The organism is Acidithrix sp. C25, from assembly GCF_904848545.2.
This window is the reverse complement of the sequence record NZ_CAJHCI020000006.1, coordinates 1,522,590-1,541,309: the sequence shown is the minus strand read 5'-3', so window position 1 is coordinate 1,541,309 and position 18,720 is coordinate 1,522,590. Positions and strand designations below refer to the sequence as shown.

Genomic DNA, 18,720 nt, shown 5'->3' with positions numbered 1-18,720 from the left:
CTCAGCTGAGAACTGAACAGAGAGGAGAACCCATTGCGTAACGTTACGGAACTACCTATCTCAAAGATCTGCGAGAGACAGGGGTGTGATCAAATACTTCCGGAACATTGCATAGCAAGACCACAAAGGTACTGCTCAGCAGCTTGTCGTATGGCAGCTCATAGACAGAGGAAAAGGGGCCCGATTAGAGCAGAGGTACATTTTGGTTCTGCAACTACCCGGAGTCGACCAGAGGAGCGATCCTGGATGGTCAAGTTACTTCGAGATAATGAAGAAGTGATAGTCACCTTCGATCAAACTAGAGATAATGCAGAGCGTCTTACTGCTCGGCTAAACGAATTTCTCAACTGAGATTTTCAGATCCACGGTGTCTTAGAAATGAGACACTTTTACTGACACCAACAACTACTATTGAACTCAATTGGGCGGGTCAATTTTAAACCGCTGATGTGGGTCAAAAAAACGTCGCTGTTTACAACTGCACAACCTGGCACGGTGCAACTGCACAACCTGGCACGGTGCAACTGCACAACCTGGCACGGTGCAACTGCACAACCTGGCACGGTGCAACTGCACAACCTGGCACGGTGCAACTGCACAACCTGGCACGGTGCAACTGCACAACCTGGCACGGTGCAACTGCACAACCTGGCACGGTGCAACTGCACAACCTGGCACGGTGCAACTGCACAACCTGGCACGGTGCAACTGCACACAACCTGGCACGGTGCAACTGCACAACCTGGCACGGTGCAACTGCACACAACCTGGCACGAATAGGTGCTATTACAGAAACTGTAATAACCACACCAAAGCTTCGACGGTGTTACTTTCAGATCGCAGGACATATCACTCGTTCAGCTAGAAAAGTAATACTCCATCTTGAAGAATACTGGCACTATAAGGATAAGTTCTTAGAGGCTCTTGATCGGATCAGAAAGTTTGAGATCGCCATCACCTGAAAATCTGGTTACCTAACACACTGAATATTACTTGAAGGAATTGCTCTAGAAGACAAGTGATTAGGTCACTATACCCAAAATGAGATTTCAGAATCTCAAAAATGACCAAACAGGCTCAATCACAAAGGGAATAGGTCATATTTGGCACTCTGAAACCAGATTTAAGCCATAGACCCTCCGTCAAACCTAAATCAGTTCCAAAAAACCGACTTGGATTCACACCGAAGGGCTCAAGCTGGTTTAATTCTGTGGATTCAGGCTAAATAGCGAGGCTATGATCAGGGATAAGCACTCCAGGGTTCATGATTCCTTTTGGATCGAGCCTATCTTTCATCGCCCGTAAACTCTGTTCGAATAAGGTCGGTATCTGTCTTAGATAGTATGATTGATGGTCGCGACCAACGCTGTGGTGGTGAGTGATAGTACCGCAACTTGCAAGGATTGCTTCACTGGCTACCGACTTTATCTCTTCCCATTGTGCTATTTCGCTATTCGTCTTTGCTGGGGCTATGACGGTGAAGTATGGAGCTGGCCCATCTGGATAGACGTGGGTGATGCGCATGCTAACATAGCCTCCGCCACAGATTGCATCCAATGCTTTTTTAACTTCGATGGTAACTTTGGAGCGAAGGTTGTCGAAGTTGCTCCATGTGCATGCGGTCTCAAAGGTCTCAACCATAATGCCGAGTGAGATTAGATGATCCCTGAGGTAAGGTGCCTTTAGGAATGATTGCTTCCATAGATTCGCAGAGGTTGATGAGGCAGAGGTTGGCTTTTGGAATTTGCCGGTGTGAGATGCCAGAATCTCTGTCGCTTGGCTCATTAAGCCTTGTGTCGGTAGGTCTTTTGACTCGAATCCAACTAAGACAATTGTATCTCCAGAGGAGTCTCCGATTGAAATTGCAGCTTCGATTGGGTCGAGCAGTCGAAGATTCGACGGATTTAAACCGCTCTGTGAAAGTTGTTTCAGCGCTGATATTGCGTCTTCGAAGCGCGAGAATGATGCTGACTCTACCGATTTAAATTGGGGACGATCTTGAAGGCGCATCCATGCCTGGGTTATTATCCCAAAGGCGCCTTCAGAGCCCAGTATGAGCCTTTCGGGTTGTGGTCCCGCGCCACTAGCAGGGAATCTTAGAGTGGAGAGTCGGCCGGCTGGTGTGATGAGGTCGATGGCCTCTACGAAGTCATCTATGTGGGTGTAAAGAGTTGCATAGTGGCCACCCGCCCGTGTGGCAATCCATCCACCTAAAGTTGAAAACTCAAATGACTGGGGAAAGTGCCGTAATGTTAGCCCGTTTGGACGCAACTCGTCTTCTAACTTTGGACCAAAGATGCCGGCTTGAATCTTTGCCGATCTGGATTCTAAGTCGATCTCAAGTACTTTGTTCATCGATGACATGTCAATAACCAAGGTGCGTTTGAACCTTCCCTCGGTGCTGGGTTCGACGCCTCCTGTGACGGAGCTACCTCCTCCAAAGGGTATTACGGCTACCTCACAGCTTTCAGCCCAATCGAGGAGTTGTACAATCTCGTTTTCGTTTCGTGGGTATGAAACTATATCGGGCGGATTTTCGTACTGGCCGCGGAAGCCTCGTATGAGATCTTTGTAGCTCTTTCCGTATGAATGAGTAATACGACTTATAGGGTCGTTTCGCGAAGGTATCGTAATTGAACTGGCCAATTCAACCTGGGGCTTGCGAAGATGGATCTCTCCAATCTCGGTTGGATCTTGGCGATTCATCGAGTCCGCGCCAAAGGAAGCAATGAGCATCTGGGTGACTTGGTTTCGGGCTGCCTTGGAGAGACCCTCGTCACTGTTTCCCCATCCCCACCAAGATCTATTGCTCATTTTATGATTCTAATCCACCGTGGATATTGAAAGTGAGTCAAACCTAACACCATATAAAATTGCATTACCAAGCCAGAGTCGGTTGGTCAGAGATATCTTTGAATGGGTGTATCTCTTTCGGAAATACTCATAAAAATTAATTGAATACTAAAAATATAGAATCCCACTCGCGCCACATTAGATTAGATAATAAGAAATCCACTTCATGATTAGTCTTGAGAAATTCCTTGCTTGTATTGAGGAACATTGTGTTGATTTGCCCCGTGCTGTCGCCTTGGTGGTTGTAGGAGATTTATGGTTGAGGCGCTTTGGGGGAATTGATAGGATTTTTCTCGCGCTAAAACCTCCTAGTTGTAGATCTTTGAGCCATGCACGAGTCAGCCGTTAGGGATTTGGTCCTAAACCTGAGAAATTTTCTTCTTCGTGATAGGGCGGTTTCTCAGTGTTTGTCGTGGGATTTGAAACCTTGTTTGGGCAGAATTATGGTTCTTCATCAAGGTCAACTTGGGTGACTTGAAAATTGGTACGCCTTGATCACTGGGGAGCTGGGGAGCTGGGGAGCTGGGCCCATCTTTTTGACATCGTCGGTTTCGCAATAGTTAATAGTTTCTTTTGAAGACTTGAGATGATTTATGTGCGAGAATTAGCCTTACTAAGCATGAGATAGGTTTAGGTATGGGTGCTTCGTTGACGATAGTTACTTAGGAGAAGGCAGTGGCATTGTTGGTTAAGTTCTTTGCAGTAGAGTGGTGCGGCGTTGAATTGGATTTAAATGAAGTCAGCGGAGATTGCCTTAACCCCAATTAGCAGGGAGGGGTGCGTTGAGTTTGGATAGTAGGAGCCGGTCAAATGATGACTCAAACTCCGATGGAATAAATGTTCGGGATGGATACATATCTGGTCAGCTTCTTTGGAGCAAACAGCTGTTATGCGGGCTAGATATAGTTGATGATCAGCATATGCGGTTGGTGGCTATCTTCAATGAGCTTGCAGCATGCCTTGAGAGATCTTCCTATTACGCGGAGCTAAAAGAGATTTTGGTGCGGCTTGTTGAATACACTCGGTACCACTTTGGCGCTGAGGAAGAACTTATGGTCCGGTTTCGTTTGCCAGATGAAGACTGCAGGTCTCATATGCAGGCCCATCGTAATTTTGTTCAATTTCTAGAGCGGGCCCAAGACTTCGCGCAAATTAATCCCCGTGATGTGATTCTGAATCTCACCTCGTTTTTAGCGCAATGGCTCCTGCATCATATTATGGAGGTGGATTCCCGTATGACACGCCAGATTCGCGATTGCCAAGAAGGCAATGGCGAGGGAGACCTCTCAACGGATCGGGAAAATTCCGTCAAGGACCTTCTCATAGACTCTGTAAGTGCGCTAAACGACACTTTGGGGTGGCGTACCTTCGAGGTGATGGAGTTAAACCTCAAACTCGAAGAAGAGATTCAAAAGAGCAAGAGACTGGTTTTGCTAACGCGCCTTTTAGCCGAGGTGAATTCTGCCGTGGTAAGGGCCAACGACGAGGCGGAATTACTAGGTCAGGTGTGTAATTTGGTGGTTGATATTGTTGGCATGAAGTCAGCTCTTATCGTTGCTGAAGCCAATGAAAATGGTGTCGAGGTCGTCGCTAGGGCCGGATCTTCAGGAACGGGGCAATATCTGAGATTTCTTGACCTCGCTTCGTCCACGTTCATCGAAAGAGGCAGTTCTCTAGATTACCAATTGACCGTTGGGGATGGGCAACTCAATAGAACCTCCAATTGGGAGATCGAGGTCGACCCAAAGCATTCAAATGGCCAAAAGCCATTCGAACAAGATGCCTTCAGTGTGCCTATAAGCCGTGATGGGCAACAGTGGGGGTCGCTATTGATTCTGGATTCTCCTAGCACCTTCAGACAGGATCAATTTAGTGAGTTATTGAATGAAGTTGCTAAGAGCCTCTCTAATGGCCTTGAGCGAGTTGATAGGGTGAATAGGGAACATCGGATGCATCGTCAAATTGAGCATCTAGCATTGCATGATCCACTGACCGGGTTGGCTAATCGCCTGCGGTTGGAAGTATTTCTTGAAGATGCTCTCGAAAAGGCTGAAATAGTTGATTCAACGGTCGGTGTTGGCATCCTTGACCTCGATGATTTCAAGCTCGTAAATGATTGCTGGGGCCATCATGCCGGAGATGTCGTTTTAAGGGAGTTTGCCCGTCGAATTCAGATGAGGTTGCGCGATGATGATTTGGTTGCACGACTCGGTGGTGACGAGTTTGTAGTCGTTTTTCGAGGTATTGATCGTACGCGACTCAAGGAGAATTTGGACGCTATTATGGCGCGTCTACATGAGGCCGTAGAAGCTCCATTTGAGGTATCGCCGGGGTGCTTTGTCAATCTTGCCATGAGCCTTGGGGTTGCGCTCTACCCATTTGAGGCTCGAGATGGCGATATGCTTATGCGCAAAGCCGATCTGTCTCTCTATCGTTCCAAAGAGGCAAAAGGTTCGCGGCACTCGTGGTGGCGAATGGCTGGGGGGACAGATGATGAAAACGACGATGACCCCACTTACGGCAGTGAAATCGTTGGACTCTTAGAAAGAGCTCACAGATATATTGAGGTAGCAGCGACTGAATTTGTGGAAGAGTTTTATGGTGGTTTGCTTCAAGAGAGTGATGCGAATTCGATATTTTCTACATTAACCGTCGAGGAGATGCATGCTCTAAAGAAGATCCAAGCTAGCCATCTTCAATTTTTGCTTTCACCTAAGACGACACGTTTGGATATTGAAGAGTCAGCCAAAAGGATTGGAGGGGTCCATGCATTGATTGGAAGCGATAGCTCTACCTTGATGAGGTCAGTTTCGATGTACCGTAGCCTACTTAATGGACATTTAGGAGTCGCTCCATTTGATTCACGTGATCGGTATCGTCTGTTATTAGCCTCTGAGATGCGACTTCACGAAGATGCACAGGTGCAATTGCGTTCGATGGAAGAGACGATCGGTTCGTACCGCCTATTCCTCAGTAGGGAAATTTCCAATGACTACACTGAATGGAATATTATTCGTGATTCTGAACTCGAAAGGCTAAGCGGTCTTCCGGGAATAGTTGGCGTAGCGCTTTGGAAATTGGACTCCGAAGGGGAGTTTCGCCTTGAGGTGCTAGCCTCTGCCCAAAATCACGATGAATCCAAAGGCGATAGCGGATCCCTTCACGCTAATCTATTTAGGTTTATGGGCGAAAGAGAGTTACTGTCTCGATCTTGGCATACCGAGACGATTGTCACGACTTCGAACGCTCAAGCTCTGGTTCCATTAGGAGAGGGTACGAAAAAGGCTCGGGGTGGGGCGATTAGGTGTGTTACATTTGTTCCGATATTTGATGAAAATAAACGGATAGTCTCTCTTGTGGAGATCTATGGAGCTTTTCCAAATCAGTTTGCTTCCAAGGCACTATCTCCATTCGTCCAGGGCATCCAGGTTCGAATCGGCGAGTTACATCGAAAATGTAATTTAAACGCTTTACGAGTCGTTGGGCATGAGATTGGATTCAAATACCGTCAGACGCTATTTTCCGGTGGCCTGCAGATGTATATGCAGCCAATTGTGAATCTTGCTACTGGCGAAGTCGAGAAGTTCGAGGCTCTCGCCAGGTTGAAGACCGACGACGGGACGATTATCGATCCCGATGGTTTTTTAGGGCTACTAGGTGGAGTGGAACTGGATCGTCTCTTTCGTCAAGGTTTGGACCAGACCCTCGATCGCCTCAAGGAATGGGACAGCTTGGGTATGAAGTTTGACATTTCGGTCAATCTTCCCCCTTCGGTTCTATCGGACGAGGAATGTCCAAACTGGGTTCAAGGTGCTCTAGAGCATAGGGGGGTGGATGCTGGTCGTTTATATCTAGAGCTTCTTGAGACTCAAGAGATCTCTGAGGATTCACAAAATAAATCGATTGCGCGCCTGGTCGAGATGGGCGTGAAGTTGGCAATCGACGACTTGGGATCTGGTTATGGAAGTTTGCTTCGTCTTTCCACATTGCCATTTGCAACTATCAAGGTGGATCGCGAGGTCCTAAATCAGCTATACAAGTCGCCACTACAGACACTTAGCCTGATGGAGATGTTGATCAATCTGGGGCGAGATTTCGGGCGTGACGTAGTTATGGAAGGGTTGGAAGATCTTGGTATGGTTGAGGCTGCCAAATTCCTTGGTGCTCCTTATGGACAAGGGTATTACTTTGCGCGACCGATGGCCGGTGACATGGTAGGCAATTGGTTTAAAGACTATTCTCGCAGATCTCCATCAAAGAACGCAATCCAGACTGACTTGGGAGCGTTGGCATATTTTGTAAGTAAGGCTCATAAGGCGAGTCAATTCGACAAAGATGACTTCTCTGAATGCCTGCTAGTGCCTTATCTGGAGAGCCGCTTATATGGAGATGGGGCTTTGGTGGATCTGCATAAAAGGGTCCATGGCGAAGGCCTGAATGGAGATGCCCATCGGGTTCTCCTTGAATCCTTGGTGGTACGAGTTCTCGCCGTTACCCAAGGCGACCTGATTAAATCTTAGGACTCCGACGATTCTTGTTAGCGAATTTGGAAATTCTTTTTTGTCCAAAGACCCTGATGGCCGATCTTGTCGGGCACATTCAAGTCTTCAATTGTCATTGAGGCTTTTCAGGTAAATTTGCTATGTACCTATACCTAATTCTTGGGTGTAGGTACATAGCACGCAGTAGCTTTTTGTCAGGATCTCTAGGGATAGTACAAGCGAATCCTCTACTTTTTGGAAAGAATTTTTCGCAAGAGTCAATTATCAAATGACTCAAGGATTTCCGAGGGCTATAGTGGTCGCTGATTTGATTTAACGGGTATTTAGAAAGCAGGCTAATTTGAGTGACCTCTCGCATCCGGCGCCACCTTTTGATCCAGAGCTGGCAGCCGCACTGGCAGCCGCAGGTGATTTGATCCCATCCACAATTACTCCCGAAATGATTCCGATCTTTCGCGCAAACCCAATGTCTGTTCCGATCGAAGACCTTCTAGTCGATCGAAGCGTTGTGTTCACTGAAACTTTGGTGCCCGGATTTAACGGCGATCCAGAGGTTCTTGTGACAATTTTTTCAAGGAGCGATCACATCCCCGGAGGACCTGGCATCTTTTATATTCACGGTGGCGGAATGGTCATAGGAGATCGATTTGTAGGAATAGGCAATGTTTTGGATTTTGTTGAGCACTTCGATGCTATTGCCATAACCGTTGAATACAGACTTGCTCCGGAAAACCCAGATCCAGCGCCTGTTCATGACTGCTATGCCGGGTTAACCTGGATGGCCCATAACGCCTCTGAGCTGGGTTTTGACCCGGATCGACTGTTGGTTGCTGGTGGGAGCGCCGGTGGTGGATTGGCAGCTGGTGTCGCACTTATGGCTCGCGATAGGTCCGGTCCGAAGCTTTGTGGACAGCTACTGCTCTATCCGATGCTAGATGATCGGAACGAGACGATTTCGAGCCACCAAATTGACGGAATTGGGATTTGGGATCGAGGTAGCAACGATACCGGGTGGAATGCCCTTCTTGGCGATCGAAGGGGTAGTGATGAGGTCTCGATCTATGCAGCACCTGGACGCGCAAGCGATTTGGGAAATTTACCAGCAACTTACATCGAGGTAGGCTCGGCTGAGGTTTTCCGAGACGAAGACGTCAATTACGCAATGAGAATCTGGGCCCATGGAGGAGTCGCTGAGTTGCACGTTTGGCCTGGTGGCTTTCATGCATGTGATGGATTTGCTCCAGACTCCCGAATCGCCAAACTCATGATTCAATCAAGGCTTCGATGGTTGGAGAACCTTTTCAAGGGGTGAAACTAGATCTTTCCCTAATTTTTGGTGGTTTTAGGTTTGTGAGGGTAGTCCTAAGCGCTCTACCTTCTACTTAGTAATGAATGTGAGATATTTTGAGTGCAAATGTTCCGTCCGTAAATAGCGAGACGGGTAGAACCTATGCGTCAAACTTTACCCGCAGCGCAAATGAAGAATTTGCCAGCAAGCTCAGTTTGGATGATCAAAGAGATTTTGAGAGGGCAACTAGGGGAAGAATTGACTCGCTTGACTCGTTGGTGGTCTTTCACGATCAATCTATCGGACGCATTGTATGGGATATGGATGCATACAGGTTTGTTGAAGGGGAAGCGCCAGATACTGTCAATCCGAGTCTCTGGCGTCAAGCCAAGTTGAATGGGATTTACGGGCTTTTTAAAGTAACGGAACGTATCTATCAGGTCCGGGGCTTTGATATCTCGAATATTAGTTTTATCGAAGGAGATTCGGGATGGATCGTTATCGATCCGTTGACCTCAAGTGAGACTGCCCGAGCGGCAATGGCTTTGGTCGAGAGCGAACTAGGGGCCAAGCCGATAAAGGCAATCATCTACACCCATAGTCATGCGGATCATTTTATGGGCGTTTGCGGGGTAGCATCTCGCCAAGAGATCGCGCAAGAATCTATTCCGATCATTGCTCCGATCGGTTTCATGGAGGCAGCGGTCTTTGAGAATGTCATCGCAGGCAACGCGATGTTGCGACGTGCTTCATATATGTATGGCAACATCCTTGATAAAGGGCCCGATGGACAGATCGACTGTGGGCTGGGCAAGAGCGTTCCCAGCGGAAATATAAGTCTGGTAGCTCCTAGCGTTCTTATCTCGCAGACCGGGCAGGAGCTCTCCATCGATGGTGTGAGGATCGTATTTCAGTACACTCCCGACTCTGAAGCTCCAGCAGAGATGGCTCTCTTTTTCCCAGAACTCGAAGCCCTTTGTATGGCCGAGAACTGTAGTGGCGTTATGCATAACGTCTATACGCCTAGAGGGGCGCAGGTGCGCGACAGCCTAGCTTGGTCGAAGTACATAAACGAAGCCCTTGAACTCTTTGGACGAAGAGTAAACGTGCTCTTCAACAGTCACAATTGGCCCCATTTTGGGCAGGACGATTTGGTTGAATATCTAAAGTGTCAGCGTGATACCTATCGCTTTATTCATGATCAGACCATGCGCCTAGCCAATCATGGATTTACGCCTTTGGAGATTGCTGAGAAGCTTGAGCTACCCGACAGCCTTGCCAAGGAGTTTTCTAATCGAGGATATTATGGCACGCTAAGTCACAACTCGAAGGCGGTTTATCAGAAATATTTAGGATTTTTTGATGGCAATCCCTCCAATCTCAATCCTCTTCCGCCAAGCGAGGCCGGTGAGGCCTATGTTGAATACATGGGTGGAGCTGCGGCCCTACTAGAACGAGCACAGCGCGACTATGGCCTTGGAAAATATAGGTGGGTCAGCCAAGTCTTGACTCATTTGGTCTTTAGCGAACCAGAGAATATCGCTGCCCGTCAACTTCTTGCTTCGACATATGAGCAGCTTGCTTATCAGGCTGAATCTGGTCCCTGGCGTAACTTCTACCTTTGTGGAGCGCTAGAGCTTCGCTCGGAGGTCTCATTTGTTCCCACGGCCCGACCTGGGGCAAATTTTGAAGTTCTCTCTTCGATGTCTATCGATATGATCTTTGATCTTTTTGGAGTCCGTCTCAATGGTCCAAATGCGCAGGGGCGCAATATGGCTATAAATTGGGACTTTCCTGATACCGGCGAGAAGTGGGTCCTGTGGTTAGAAAATAGTGCGCTTAGTTACCTAGGCCGCCATGATCTCGAGGCTACAGCTACCATTCGATTAGATCGCCATGTGCTGGATCTGGTCCTTAGCCAAAAGCTTGCCATGATCGATGCTATAGGTTCCAAGCAGGTAATCATAGATGGCGACGTTGGCGCATTGATTGACTTTTTTAGCCTTTTGGACAACTTCGAAGTGGACTTTAATATCGCACTGCCTTAGCGGGCGCTTGAGAGAGTCTCTTCGTGCCACTAGGGGCTGCCTCTGTGTGTGAACAGCCTTTTGTTCATAAATGGCGTTTTCCGGGTTTGTTAGGTTTATCAAGGATAGAATCAGAAGAGAGCTCTTTGGCGCAGTTGCCACTTTTGAAGATCACTTTATTATCGTAGTTTTTGTAACTTGAAAATTAAGGTGTTTAGTTGGCAGGCCTTCGAGAAAGCCAACTCATTTGGTTTGCCCTTTGGGCAAGAGTCGAATTTTTAGCCTCTCACCTCGGCGGATTTGTTCAAGGTGGTGCAACTTTGTCGATAAAGTCTCCTATGAGATAGGTCTGCGATTTGACAAATATAGTCCGGAGAACGATTGACTGGAAAGAATAGCGATTCGAAGTTAGCGTCATTGTTAAAGATCGGCCGGCCGGCACAGCGCCTGCTTGCTAGCTCTGGTCTTGTCTTTGGTGGTTTTGCGACATCGACGGTCTTTGTCTCGCTGTTCTTTTATGTGGCCAGTGGAAGCGTAGATGAGATGGCCCTCTATGGGCTGGGGCGATATGTCGGCCTTATTATCATATCGGGGATAATCGTTAAGGTTTTTCCGCAAAGTTCACCCAGGCAGCTCTTTCGGATCGGCTTAATTTTGACGGCAGCCTTCTATCTCCTCATTATCGTACTGAGGACAAGTGCGGTTGGTTTGGTCGTGCCACTCGGGTTATTCAATGGAGCTGCTGCTGGGATCTACTGGTTTGGCAATAACACATTGGCTTTTGACGTCCTTAGTCCAGATGAGCGAAGCCACTACTATGGTTTGAGCTTCGCAATTATGAGCATTCTCAATGTGGCGATGCCCTTGGCTGGGGGATTGATAATCTCGCGTGTTGGCGGTGAACTTGGCTATGTCTGTGTCTTTGGGGTTTCATTAGTGAGCTTTTGTCTAGCATGGTGGACCTCGCGAAAGTTGCAAACTAGCACCGGGGTTGGAGCAGTTTCAATGCGTCATGCTCTAATCGTCCCACCCCGCCAAAGAGGCTGGAGCTTTATTTGGATCGCAATCGCCCTTCACGGATTCAAACAGGGCGGTGCAGATCTGGGGATGATTGTTTTGGTCGAACTTGCAACACACAGCTCAAGTGATCAGGGTATCTATGTCTCAATCGCTTCGCTAGCCGGAGTTGCTAGTTCAGTTATTGCTGGGCGCTTGCCGCCCTTAGTTAGAGGCAGGACAATGTGGATTGGAGCCCTTGGATACGGGATGGCTCTGATCTTATTATTATTTGGGGCTAACTTCGCCATTTTGTTGGTTTATGGACTCGTTTCAGGCTTTGCCTATCCGGGCCTTATGGTCTCTTTGTCGAGTGTTGTCTTGGACGTTATAGCTTCCGATCCGTCCGCAGCGCAACTGAGGGGCGAGTATGTGCTCTCTCGAGAGATAGCGACCAACGTAGGCCGTATCGTCGCCATCTCGCTTCTTATCGGTCTCATGTGGTTTTTGAGTGTGACGGCTTCAATCTTGGTCGTGCTCTGTGTGGCAGCAATCTTTCAGCTTGTGGCGGCATTTTTAGGTAGACATGCTTCACTCTCGCTCCGGTTGGCTTAATTTTGGGTACCTTCGGTGAAACTATGTAAGAAGGTTTCGGGATCGAATAGACCATCTGTAGTGGTATCTTTTGGGATTTATATACTTGACACCCTAACTTCAACGATTTAAGCTAGGAATATGAAGGACGGAGTGACCATCTCTGCCTATGAATTTATCAGAGCGCCGGAAAACCCCGTCCGTAAGGGCGGGGATGGATAGGCGCAGTTCTCTTTTCTTAAAGTACTCAATCTGTATGTTGACAAGTCCAACTAAAGTCCAGCGTGTATTGAGTGGATAGGTATAGATATGAGTATTCGAGAGCGCTTATACCCAAGGGATGAAGAACTACCCATTCTGGTACAACACTGCTCTGATGCTCGTTTTGTTTGGAATCTTGGTCTCGAACAACGCAACTTATGGGTTACGGGTAGATCACAAAAGATAACCTACAATACCCAAGCCAAGGAACTCACCCAATCCCGCAAGGAGACTTGGTTAGAAGAGGGTTCTGCTGCTATCCAGCAACAAGCCTTGAGAGACTTAGACCGTGCTTTTCAAAACTGGTGGGGAAGACCAGATCACTTCAAGAGACCAACATGGCGTAAGGCTGAGATAAATGAAGGCTTTGCTATACGGGACTAATCTGTCAAGAGACTTAACCGTAAGTGGGGATTGGCTTGGCCGGGACCGGTGCGACGAGCATGCCCCGAGTCTGACACTTGCAGGTGCGCCGGTAGGTAGGGCGGTAGGTAGGGCGGCGATGTCGGTGTCGCACGATGTGTACTTGCCAGTCGATCTGGTAGGAGGTCTCTTCGCCGAAGGCGGCATAAGGTGCCCCGCAACCCGAACAGATTCGCTCGTTGTCTGGTACGTCGTGGATCACTTCGACGGTTTCAAGGGCCGAGTAGTCCCGTCGGCCATGCCCTGGACTCTCTGGTTGTTGACCACGGGGGCGTTTCTCACCTGTGATATCGTCTTTGCCTCTTCTAGGCTCGACTGACTTACTCTTCTCCGACGAGGTGCCAAAGACGAGCTTTGCGAGAGTCGTCACCTTCTCGGTGAGCGCGCCAATCTGGCCTTCGAGTTCACTAACCCCGAATCCACAGAAATGGACCAGCTTGAGCCCTTCGGTGTGACTCTGAGTCGGTTTTTCGGAACTGATTTAGGTTTGACGGAGGGTCTATGGCTTAAATCTGGTTTCAGAGTGCCAAATATGACCTATTCGCTTTGTGATTGAGCCTTTTTGGTCATTTTTGAGATTGTGAAATCTCATTTTGGCCATAGTGACCTAATCCCTTGTCTTCTAGAGCAGTTCCTTCAAGTAATATTCAGTGTGTTAGGTAACCAGATCTTCAGGTGATGGCGATCTCAAACTTTCTGATCCGATCAAGAGCCTCTAAGAACTTATCCTTATAGTGCCAGTGTTCTTCAAGATGGAGTATTACTTTTCTAGCTGAACGAGTGATATGTCCTGCGATCTGAAAGTAACAACGTCGAAGCTTTGGTGTGGTGATAACAGTTTCTGCAATAGCACCTATTCGTGCCAGGTCGTGTGCAGTTGCACCGTGCCAGGTTGTGTGCAATTGCACCAATAACTAACCAGACCAGAGCTAACCAGACCAGTGATACGCCCCGGAAATCTTGGAGACTCCTAGTCTTTCAGTTAAGGAGTCATCATTATGGCAAGAGTAAAGAAGTATTCACCCGAAGTTCGTGATCGAGCAATACGAATGGTCACGGACCATCGAGGTGAGTATCCCCCACAGTGGGCAGCTATTCAATCTGTTGCTCAGAAGCTGTAAATGACGCCCGAGACGCTACGTACTTGGGTACGTCAGGCTTCGATAGATGTCGGTGAGACTAAAGGAACAACTACTCAATGAGAGAGAGCGCACCCGTCAACTAGAGCGAGAAGTCGTAGAGCTTCGTAGAGCTAATGAGATTTTACGTGCGGCCTCGATTTTCTTTGCGACCGAGTTGGACGGTCAAAGCGCGAAGCGAAGCAAGTAATTGCTTTTATAGATTGCAATAAGCAAAAGTGGGGAGTCCAGCCGATCTGTAGGGTCTTACAGTTCGCTTCCTCGACTTATTACTCTAATAAATCACGAGTTGCCTCAGTGAGATCTATTCGTGATAAATCTCTCAAGACGAAGATAAGTAAAATTCACAAGGACAACTACTTTCGTATATGGGCTTAGGAAGCTCTGGTGTGCGCTTAAGCGCGAAGGTATCGACATCGCGCGCTGCACAACAGAGCGTTTGATGGCTGAGCTCGGTATTTCTGGGGTGAGACGTGGTAAGACTTACGTCGTAACCACCGTCGCGAATGAGCTCGTAGAACGCCCGAAAGACCTGGCAAACAGGAACTTTACGTCTAATGAGCCAAACAACTTGTGGGTGGCGGATATCACTTACGTCAAGACAAAGATTGGCTGGGCCTACGTTGCCTTCGTTACAGACGTATTTTCAAGGACGATCCTAGTGTCCCCTCTCATAAGTTCCCTGAGTTCTAGTTCCCCAGATACTTTGCCATCGATGCGAATATCTCGTCAGCTGTCTTTACCCACCTAAATGGTGTTGGGTCTTGGTTCCAGCGCTCTGCCCAGGTGTTGATCGAAGCAACGAGTTGCTTTTGTGACTTATGGGTGGATGTGTGGAGCATTTTGGTAGTCAGTTCCGAGAACCATCTCTCAACCAGGTTCATCCACGAGGAGTAGGTGGGTGTAAAATGGAAGTGGAATCTGGGGTTTTTTATGAGCCAGGCCCGTACAGCATCGGTTTTATGCGTTGCATAATTGTCCAGGATGACGTGGACTTCGAGTTCTTTTGGAACTTCTTTTTTCACCTGATCCAAAAAGGCTATGAACTCGATCGCCCGATGAGCCTTTGTGGTGTTGGTGATCACCTTGCCAGAGGCAACATCAAGTGCTGCAAAGAGATTTGTTGTGCCGTTGCGTTTGTAGTCATGTGTTTGCCGCTCTGGAACAAAAGGTCTCATGGGAAGCAGTGGCTGGGTTCTATCCAACGCCTGGATCTGTGTCTTTTCGTCAATACATAGTACCAGTGCAGCATCAGGGGGATTGAGATAGATCCCAGTTATGTCGCGGACTTTTCGGTAAAGGCCGGATCGGTACTGATGTTGAAGTATCCCAAGACATGGGGCTTGAGGCCAAAGGTTCTCCAGATACGTGAGATGCTCGCTGGTGATACCCCGATCCGCTTGGACATTGAAGACGTCGACCACTGGGTAGCAAGCGGGGGCTCTTCTTCCAAAGTGATCCTTAGAATCTCGGCGATCTTTTCGTCATCAATGCTTCTCGGTTTTCCACTTCTCGGTGCGTCATCGAGAAGTTCCACTCCGTAGTTGATAAAACGCCGCTTCCATTTGCATACCGTCTCTGTAGATATCTGAAGTCTTTGCGCGATCTCGTTGGTTCCAACCCCTTCGTTACTCCATAGGGCAATGCTGGCCCTTGCCACCTGTCCTATGGGAGCTGTGGACTTTCTTACCACTGCTTCTAATTCGCTACGTTCTTTGGGACTGAGCGGAACCACCGAAGCTTGTCGTCCAGATCTCTTCTTGGGCGGCTTGCTCTGGTTGGCATCAATGTTTGGCTCCTCTGAAACGGTGTGACTTAGCATCGTTCTCCCTTGCAAGGTTATGTCCTTACCAAGGAGAACAACCTTACGAAGGGATTAATTCCTCAGTTTCAGGGAAATTATGAGAGGGGACACTAGGATGGAAGGTATCGCCATCGCTTAAGGCAAACTTGGCAACCGATGCCCTTGAGATGGCTATTCACCAAAGGGCGGTGTAGCCAGGCCTTGTCCATCATAGCGATTAAGCCGAGGTTTTCATTAAGCCGAGAAATCATAGTTATTCCAGCGTAGTCGTGGCTTACTGAACAATTCTTCGGCTTAATGTTTCAGTTGATTATCGTTATTATTCGTTGTATCTATATGTTTATAGAAAGGGACAGGTATAGATGCCAAGGTTGTGCCAATTGGCAATCTACCGTTCCAGAACTTCACGATTCTCATTTTTGAAACTCGACAATTGGCAAGTGGATAAAGATAATCAGGACTCTGGCTGCGTTCGTCGACAAACAGGGACGTGTCTACTCCCACCGTCAGGCGCCGTGCTCACTTTGAAGACGACTACTCCAGCAACCAGATTCCCGCCGGGAAGATCCTCACCTAGGATGGACTTCTGGTCCCGTATAGGCGGCGTTAGTACTGAAATGTTAGCCGAGGAATAATGATAATTAAGCCACGTGAAGTGCACAAATCACGATTTCTCGCCTTAATGAAAATCTCGGCTTAATCCCGATGAAGCCTATGAGAGTGTTGCTTGATCCATATCTATGTTAGGGGAGCCTTGTTTTTGGAGCAGTCTCTTCAACTACTTATTTAAAGATCCGGACTTTATTTAGAGCGCAACCTAGTTATAGTTGATCATGGCTAAATAAGATTCGATAGTTAGTTAATGCGGCTTTGTGGGTTGGATCATCAGTCTGTGTTTTGTTTTTTTTGGCAACGTGGATTTTTCATGGCTAGAGCTAGAGGTTTGAGTTTTTTATCTTTGATCTGGTCATTTATATTTTGGACCAGGTTGAAGTTTTGTGTATGAACTCCAGCTGGTTTTAAAGGAGAGCGTAATGGGCTCGTTGAATACTCTGAGGAGGTTTTATTGGCTTCAAATGGAATTTCATTGAACAATCTCGGTAAGTCGCGTCGCATGGCCGTTTTGGCTATCTGCTCAATGAGCCTGTTTATCGTTGGAATTGATAACACGATTATAAATGTGGCACTTCCTTCGATGGGGAGAGATTTAAGGGCGAGTGTTTCTGGGTTACAGTGGACCGTAGACGCCTATACCCTAGTCTTGGCCAGTCTTTTGATGCTCTCTGGTTCCACTGGGGACCGAATTGGACGACGTAGGACCTTCCAGATAGGGTTGACCGTCTTTTCAATGGGATCATTGCTGTGCAGTCTCGCCCCAAATCTAGGGTTTTTAGTGGCCTTTAGAATGTTGCAGGCCATTGGTGGCTCTATGTTGAACCCTGTAGCACTCTCAATAATCACCAACACCTTTACTGAACCCAAAGAGCGGGCCCAGGCCATTGGAATTTGGGGCGCCGTGATTGGAGTATCTATGGCACTTGGTCCAATCCTGGGAGGTGCTCTAGTGGATTCGGTGGGTTGGCGTTCGATCTTTTGGATCAACGTACCAATTGGAATTGCTGCTTTTGTCTTAGCAGGGAAGTTTATTCCGGAGTCGCGTGCCGACCACGCACGTAAGCTAGATCCAATTGGACAGCTTCTGATATTGACTTTTTTGGCATCGGCTACCTTTGGAATTATTGAAGGGCCGGCCTCTGGGTGGGGATCCGTGAAGATCGTAACCACCTTTAGTGTTGCGGCCATCGCTCTTGTCTTGCTTTTGATCTACGAACCCCGTAGAAATGAACCATTGATAGACCTTAGATACTTTAGGAGTATCCCCTTTTCAGGAGCAACTCTCGTTGCGATAGCAGCCTTTGGTTCCTTGGGTGGTTTTTTATTTATGAATACCCTCTATCTCCAAAATATTAGAGGATTATCTCCACTTTCGGCCGGAATTGACACTCTTCCAATGGCGATAATGACAATTTTTGCGGCCCCTCTCTCTGGTCGAATAGTGGGAAGCTATGGGCCGAGGGTCCCTTTGCTAGTTGGTGGCCTCGGAATTGGGCTAAGTAGCCTTGCCTTGACTGGTCTTAGCGCAACTACTCCCTTTTCGTGGCTCTTTGGCGCCTATTTAGTCTTTGGAATTGGCTTTGGGCTAGTGAATGCCCCAATTACTAATGCCGCTGTCTCTGGAATGCCCAGGCAACAGGCTGGTGTAGCCGCCGCCGTTGCATCCACAAGTCGTCAGGTTGGCCAATCCCTTGGTGTCGCGATAGTGGGGGCCATGTTATCGGTTGCAATGGGTGGAAACCTAAATGGTAACCTTGCAGGTGCTAGCCATTCGAGTTGGTGGCTTTTGGTTGGCTTTGGAACCACGATATTTTGTTTGGGGTTGATAATGACTTCGGGATTTGCCAAGGCGAGCGTAGCGAATGTCGCCTCAATTTTTTCATTTTCAAGCGAGTAAGCGCAAATGGCCAATAGCTTTTATGCGATCTATCACCTATCAGGCGAGATGGACGAACTCTTTTAAAAAGGAGATCTTGTTAGGCCGATTTGGGTGTAACTCCGATCTCTTTTATAGTTGCTTTCTCGTTTGGTCATCCCCTATAGGGTCACCTACGGTCGAGCAAGAAAGGACGACAGTATTCAAATGATACAAGTCAGGGATACAGGTCGGGGTACGCGACTCGTTGTAGCTCGAGCTAAAAGATGATGCTTCTTATTCGGGAGTTTGGCCAATTTTTATGCGGGGTTGAATAGCCTTGTTTTTTTTGGAAATTCTTGA

General features: G+C 47.9%; 12 protein-coding genes and 3 pseudogenes. 11 read left to right on the top strand and 4 right to left on the bottom strand.

From position 1 onward, the window contains the following. Nucleotides 1–33 precede the first annotated feature (33 nt). Together ACIDITHRIX25_RS75640 and ACIDITHRIX25_RS75635 are read left to right on the top strand one after the other, a co-directional pair. Nucleotides 34–351: a hypothetical protein gene (locus ACIDITHRIX25_RS75640; protein ID WP_201732907.1), complete on the top strand. Its 318-nt coding sequence runs from the start codon at nt 34–36 to the stop codon at nt 349–351. Between the two features lie 98 nt (nt 352–449). Beyond that, nucleotides 450–962, top strand: a complete 513-nt coding sequence (locus tag ACIDITHRIX25_RS75635) for a hypothetical protein (RefSeq protein ID WP_201732906.1) — start codon at nt 450–452, stop codon at nt 960–962. Nucleotides 963–1,221: 259 nt separating this feature from the next. Here the strand turns inward: ACIDITHRIX25_RS75635 and ACIDITHRIX25_RS75630 are convergent, their stop codons facing one another. Continuing rightward, nucleotides 1,222–2,814, bottom strand: a complete 1,593-nt coding sequence (locus ACIDITHRIX25_RS75630; protein WP_201732905.1) for an FAD-binding oxidoreductase — start codon at nt 2,812–2,814, stop codon at nt 1,222–1,224. Nucleotides 2,815–3,635: 821 nt separating this feature from the next. Here ACIDITHRIX25_RS75630 and ACIDITHRIX25_RS75625 point away from each other — a divergent pair. The 5 genes from ACIDITHRIX25_RS75625 (at nt 3,636) to ACIDITHRIX25_RS75605 (ending at nt 12,905) form a co-directional block, all read left to right on the top strand. Next, nucleotides 3,636–7,373: a bacteriohemerythrin gene (locus tag ACIDITHRIX25_RS75625; RefSeq protein ID WP_201732904.1), complete on the top strand. Its 3,738-nt coding sequence runs from the start codon at nt 3,636–3,638 to the stop codon at nt 7,371–7,373. A gap of 322 nt (nt 7,374–7,695) precedes the next feature. Beyond that, the gene (locus ACIDITHRIX25_RS75620; protein WP_052606400.1) at nt 7,696–8,667 is read left to right on the top strand and encodes an alpha/beta hydrolase; all 972 of its coding nucleotides are present in this window, start codon (nt 7,696–7,698) and stop codon (nt 8,665–8,667) included. A 92-nt stretch (nt 8,668–8,759) separates the two neighbouring features. Continuing rightward, nucleotides 8,760–10,691, top strand: a complete 1,932-nt coding sequence (locus ACIDITHRIX25_RS75615) for an alkyl/aryl-sulfatase (RefSeq protein WP_201732903.1) — start codon at nt 8,760–8,762, stop codon at nt 10,689–10,691. 360 nt (nt 10,692–11,051) lie between these two features. Next, complete coding sequence (locus tag ACIDITHRIX25_RS75610) at nt 11,052–12,281, top strand: MFS transporter (RefSeq protein WP_201732902.1); 1,230 nt, start codon at nt 11,052–11,054, stop codon at nt 12,279–12,281. A gap of 288 nt (nt 12,282–12,569) precedes the next feature. After that, nucleotides 12,570–12,905, top strand: coding sequence for a transposase (locus tag ACIDITHRIX25_RS75605; RefSeq protein ID WP_201732901.1), 336 nt, complete (start codon nt 12,570–12,572; stop codon nt 12,903–12,905). A 13-nt stretch (nt 12,906–12,918) separates the two neighbouring features. Here the strand turns inward: ACIDITHRIX25_RS75605 and ACIDITHRIX25_RS75600 are convergent, their stop codons facing one another. Together ACIDITHRIX25_RS75600 and ACIDITHRIX25_RS75595 are read right to left on the bottom strand one after the other, a co-directional pair. After that, nucleotides 12,919–13,314, bottom strand: a complete 396-nt coding sequence (locus ACIDITHRIX25_RS75600) for a hypothetical protein (protein WP_201732900.1) — start codon at nt 13,312–13,314, stop codon at nt 12,919–12,921. 301 nt (nt 13,315–13,615) lie between these two features. Further along, nucleotides 13,616–13,852 (bottom strand): hypothetical protein, encoded by a 237-nt coding sequence (locus tag ACIDITHRIX25_RS75595; protein WP_201732899.1) that lies wholly within the window; start codon nt 13,850–13,852, stop codon nt 13,616–13,618. 90 nt (nt 13,853–13,942) lie between these two features. Here ACIDITHRIX25_RS75595 and ACIDITHRIX25_RS000000104300 point away from each other — a divergent pair. The 3 genes and pseudogenes from ACIDITHRIX25_RS000000104300 to ACIDITHRIX25_RS000000104290 form a co-directional block, all read left to right on the top strand. After that, a pseudogene (locus tag ACIDITHRIX25_RS000000104300) lies at nt 13,943–14,156 on the top strand (transposase); the annotation flags it as partial. Between the two features lie 303 nt (nt 14,157–14,459). Then, a pseudogene (locus ACIDITHRIX25_RS000000104295) lies at nt 14,460–14,552 on the top strand (IS3 family transposase); the annotation flags it as partial. After that, nucleotides 14,526–14,834, top strand: a complete 309-nt coding sequence (locus ACIDITHRIX25_RS000000104290) for a DDE-type integrase/transposase/recombinase (RefSeq protein WP_502756203.1) — start codon at nt 14,526–14,528, stop codon at nt 14,832–14,834. The pseudogene ACIDITHRIX25_RS000000104295 and the gene ACIDITHRIX25_RS000000104290, both read left to right, overlap by 27 nt. Here ACIDITHRIX25_RS000000104290 and ACIDITHRIX25_RS75585 read toward each other — a convergent pair. Further along, nucleotides 14,773–15,872, bottom strand: a pseudogene (locus ACIDITHRIX25_RS75585) (IS630 family transposase). The gene ACIDITHRIX25_RS000000104290 and the pseudogene ACIDITHRIX25_RS75585 sit on opposite strands and share 62 nt — an antisense overlap. A 1,129-nt stretch (nt 15,873–17,001) precedes the next feature. Here ACIDITHRIX25_RS75585 and ACIDITHRIX25_RS75580 point away from each other — a divergent pair. Further along, entirely contained in the window at nt 17,002–18,399 is a 1,398-nt protein-coding gene (locus tag ACIDITHRIX25_RS75580; RefSeq protein ID WP_349632152.1) for an MFS transporter, read from the top strand. Nucleotides 18,400–18,720: the final 321 nt, after the last annotated feature.